The sequence below is a fragment of the Gilvimarinus sp. 1_MG-2023 genome (genome assembly GCF_030548285.1).
Genome location: NZ_JAUOSC010000041.1, coordinates 1 through 665 on the forward strand (window position 1 = coordinate 1; position 665 = coordinate 665).

General features: G+C 57.1%; 1 protein-coding gene. It reads left to right on the forward strand.

The window, feature by feature from the left end; translation table 11 throughout:
• Nucleotides 1-665 (forward strand): isopenicillin N synthase family dioxygenase (locus Q4563_RS15525; RefSeq protein ID WP_303605096.1); only part of this gene is annotated, 665 nt, incomplete at both ends.

The window sequence follows — 665 nt, forward strand, 5'->3', positions numbered from 1 at the left end:
GCCGAAGGCAAGGCCAGCGTGGCCAAGGCCGTGAATCAGGCTTGCCGGGATATTGGTTTCCTGGTCATTACCCAACACCAGATCCCTGCAGAGCTGATCGAGCGGGTCAGCAAACTGACCAGCCGCTTCTTCGACCTGCCCATGGAAGAAAAACGCAAAGCCAACCGTCCCCGTCCCGACATGGTGCGCGGCTACAGCGCGGTAGCAGAAGAGAGCCTGTCGTACTCCATGGAAGAAGCCGCTCCGGGCGACCTGAAAGAATCCTTCTCCATCGGGCCATTGAATGTGCCGGATGAACCTTATTACTCCGAAGCCATGGCCGGGCCGCATTTTGCCCCCAATGTCTGGCCGACAACGCTGCCTGGATTTGAGGAAGCGTACGCGGAATATTTTGCTGCCATGGGCGACCTGGCCCGCAGCGTGATGCGTATTTTTGCCCTGTCACTGGAAATGCCAGAGACCTTTTTCGACGACAAGATCGACAAGCACATCAGTATGTTCCGCAGCCTGCGTTATCCGCACTTGAAAGAAGGCATCGAAGAAGGTCAGTTACGGGCCGGTGCTCACTCCGATTATGGCAGCCTCACCATCGTCAAACCCGACAGCGCCCAGGGTGGTCTGCAAGTTTGCAACCGCGAAGGCGAATGGGTCGATGTGCCTTATGT